Origin of the sequence: Bartonella sp. AP57NXGY, assembly GCF_042195805.1 — a bacterium.
Lineage (GTDB): Bacteria > Pseudomonadota > Alphaproteobacteria > Rhizobiales > Rhizobiaceae > Bartonella.
In genome coordinates, this window is sequence record NZ_JBHIOZ010000141.1 from 1 (window position 1) to 3,198 (window position 3,198).

Consider the following 3,198-nt stretch of genomic DNA (forward strand, 5'->3'; position numbering starts at 1 on the left):
AGATGTCTTTTGCCATGTCAGAAGAATACGAAATTTGTTATGGTCATGCTTTAGGATTTCCTTGAATATGAAATGCAGCATCACACCAAAGGTTAGAAAAAAAATATTGCCTGCCATAATGAACAATATCATCGTTCCTATCGCATTTAATCCCATAGCTTCCACTGTTACGCCCGCAATCATTGCAGGGCGCGTGCAAGCAAGAAATAACGTATCTTCTGTTAGCTTGTCGTGCTCTTTCATGGCTTTGAAAGGCTAAAGTTAAGCGAATTAAGACATAAACATTGATGCGATTTGCGATGCACCAAAAACAATGCCGATGCCAACACAAACAAAGAAAGCTTTACGCATTTCAACATAACCAGCAATCCATGCAAGCCCAACACCAGCAATCGCAATGGTTGCGATTGATTTTGCAATTGGTCCTTTTAAAGCATCAACTATTTTTTGAAGAGCAGTTTCAATTTTTCCGAAGCCGCCATCAGCAAATGCTGGTTCACTCAGTGCCATGAAGGCAATAAACAGCATCAATGCTGCTGTTAACCATTTTTTTTGGGTGTTGGATAGAATAGTTTTTTGTAAGGTATGTTCATTAATGAACGAATTATTCATGTTTTTCATGAAAATTCCCCCGCTTTATGTTTAAGTTGATCATAAAATTAATATTCAAAATATTAATCGGGAATCATATAAATGAAAAAAATATTTTTTTCTATCGATAAATTAATAATATTTAATCTTTTATTATTTAATGAACAAAAAATATAGTAATATTCAAAATGATACTTTTAAAATATCTTCGAGCAGCGCCTAAATATATTGTCTTAATTTGTATTATTATTTTAGGATACTTTTATTTCAGTCAACATACTGAAAATATTATGCAATTTTCTCTTTTTGAAGGATCAGAAAAGACAATTGGAAACCCCGTTCAAAGTCCGAAGTCACAATTGATAGATTATGCAAACCAACAAGACGCAATCCAACAAAATGTGGTGTTGCATTCAGAACCAATCGCATCACAATTTTATGAAGAAAATGTGCCGGTCTATTCCGGTGCTATACAGGTCACAAGTGGTGTGACCTTTAAAATGATTACGCTTGTAGATGATGGGTGGAGAAAAAAGATCATCCGTGATATCCGTTTATATGGTGTGGAAAGCTGTGAAACACGACAATTTGCCTCACGCAACGGAGTTAAGTGGCCTTGCGGTGCTTTTGTTACGGCTTGGCTTGTTTCAAAAACAATTGATAAAAAGGTTACTTGTCGGCAAGCACGTGTCGTTCAACAGGTTCATTATGCACAATGTTTTGTAGATGGGGTTGATCTGGCGCGGTTGGGGCTGGCAGAAGGGTTGATGGTGTTGACAAAAGATCAGCATCATTTTCCATCCCCCGCAGACTATAAAACTCTACAATCTGCTGCTCAAAAAGCACAAAACGGTTTATGGTCGAGCCAATTTCAACAACCAGAAGATTGGCGAAGAGATCATGGAAGCTATAATCCCATTGACCATAATTAATATTGACCATTATTGATAAAGCGTCTTTTCAAGCGCTATTTAAAAATCAAGACAATATTCTACTGCAAATCTTATCAGAAAAAAGTTAATGATAATCCACACAGTCCTTGGTGGACAACGCTCGTTATGAAAATTTGTTGTGTTTAAAATATCCTTATAGGTTGTTTACTACAGTGCTATGGGAGAGCGCGTTTCCTTGGCTATACGTCATTTCGTTTTGCTTTTTAAATGAAAAGCTCTTCGCTTCTCAAACTCTTAATAATCGCACCCCAAAATCATGACATCAAACCTGCATTTAAATGAGAAGGCTAAAAGCCTTAAGTTTTAAAGGCTGGGAAATTCTGTAAAAGCGTATCGTTAGGCGCACGTGTGCCCCTTATCAATAACCAAAAGGCCTATCTTGTTCTTTTCTCACGCGGCTTTGAGATCATGATTAAAGAGAAAGCTTATAGGGGGATAAGTCAAAAGAAAGTGATGAAAATAATAAGGTATTTTAAGTGATATATATTTGAAAATATTATAAAAAAGACAAGAAAAGATAATAAATGGGTATTTTGTTATATAAATACTTAGCGTTAAGCGGATAGGTTATGAAAAGCCTTTCCAAAGTTTTTAAAACTGATTGTCTTCATACGTGTTAAAGTGTACAATGACGTTGTCAGGTGTGAGTTACACAAAATACTCTTTTAGTTAGAGATTGATAACTCACATTTTATTGTCGTGGGGTATTTATTTAATATGCATGTCCACGATCTGTATCTGGCGATTTTGTTTCAAAAAACTTTTTAGCTTGTTCTTCTTGTTGGGCTCTACGTTTTTCCTCTTCACTTTTACCACAACCTGTAATATTCAATCCTATAGTCAATAGAGCCAAGCATATTAAAATAAATTTTTTCATTTTTCCCCTCTTTAAAAATTATATGTATTAATCTCATCAATTATATCGGAATACAGATTTAATTATCGTGATCTTTTGTTTTTTATTAGTATTGTTAATGGAAAAATATGTGAACAGTTTATTGTAAATATCTTATAAGTTTATCATAATAAAAAATTAGAAGGAAAGAGCCAAAACCTAATATAAAGGAACAAATTGTAATGTTTATTAGTGCTTTTGACCAACCTATTGATAATATCATAATAGGAATTGTAAACAATCCCACAAACCCTATTATCATTATAAGGCTTAGTATCAATCTTAAAGGACCACGAAGCCATAAAAGCAAAAGGACGAGCGCCTCTTTGCTTATTTGTGATTTTGACATTATTTTCCCCTCACGCGCTTAAATCAAGATGCTCCACAATATACACAGTACGATAAATGATACAAGTTATTTTGTTATAAAATCTTCAAGATCTGTTTGATGTTCAACGGATGAAATATCCGGTTTGGTAGAAGATGATTCTATTTGATATTCTTTCATAAAAGCAACTTTTTCTTCTTTGAATAACAGAATAGGATTCACCCAGTATTGATTAGGCAATTTTGGTTTCAAAATTCCTTTTTGTATGAGCTCTCTTAAACCATTGTGAAAAGTTCTGTCGACCATATCGCGCTTTTTTCCATTTATACCCCCATCAAACCAAATTAAGGTAATGCTGCTGGGATCTTCGTTTGTTGATTTATTAGATCGATATTCTTCTAAAACTATTATCAAAGCACGATGTCCTGTAC

General features: G+C 34.2%; 4 protein-coding genes and 1 pseudogene. 1 reads left to right on the forward strand and 4 read right to left on the reverse strand.

Going from position 1 to position 3,198, the window contains the following annotated elements:
* Together ACFIL8_RS08585 and ACFIL8_RS08590 are read right to left on the reverse strand one after the other, a co-directional pair.
* A partial coding sequence (locus tag ACFIL8_RS08585; RefSeq protein ID WP_375689451.1) for a type IV secretion system protein VirB3 occupies positions 1-243 on the reverse strand: 243 nt, incomplete at its 3' end.
* Between the two features lie 27 nt (positions 244-270).
* Positions 271-621: a TrbC/VirB2 family protein gene (locus ACFIL8_RS08590; protein ID WP_375612518.1), complete on the reverse strand. Its 351-nt coding sequence runs from the start codon at positions 619-621 to the stop codon at positions 271-273.
* A 158-nt stretch (positions 622-779) separates the two neighbouring features.
* Here ACFIL8_RS08590 and ACFIL8_RS08595 point away from each other — a divergent pair, with 158 nt between their 5' ends.
* Positions 780-1,523, forward strand: coding sequence for a nuclease (locus tag ACFIL8_RS08595; RefSeq protein ID WP_375689453.1), 744 nt, complete (start codon positions 780-782; stop codon positions 1,521-1,523).
* A gap of 733 nt (positions 1,524-2,256) precedes the next feature.
* Here the strand turns inward: ACFIL8_RS08595 and ACFIL8_RS08600 are convergent.
* Together ACFIL8_RS08600 and ACFIL8_RS08605 are read right to left on the reverse strand one after the other, a co-directional pair.
* Entirely contained in the window at positions 2,257-2,421 is a 165-nt protein-coding gene (locus ACFIL8_RS08600; RefSeq protein WP_273758902.1) for a hypothetical protein, read from the reverse strand.
* A 433-nt stretch (positions 2,422-2,854) separates the two neighbouring features.
* Positions 2,855-3,198 (reverse strand): annotated as a pseudogene (locus ACFIL8_RS08605) (hypothetical protein); the annotation flags it as partial.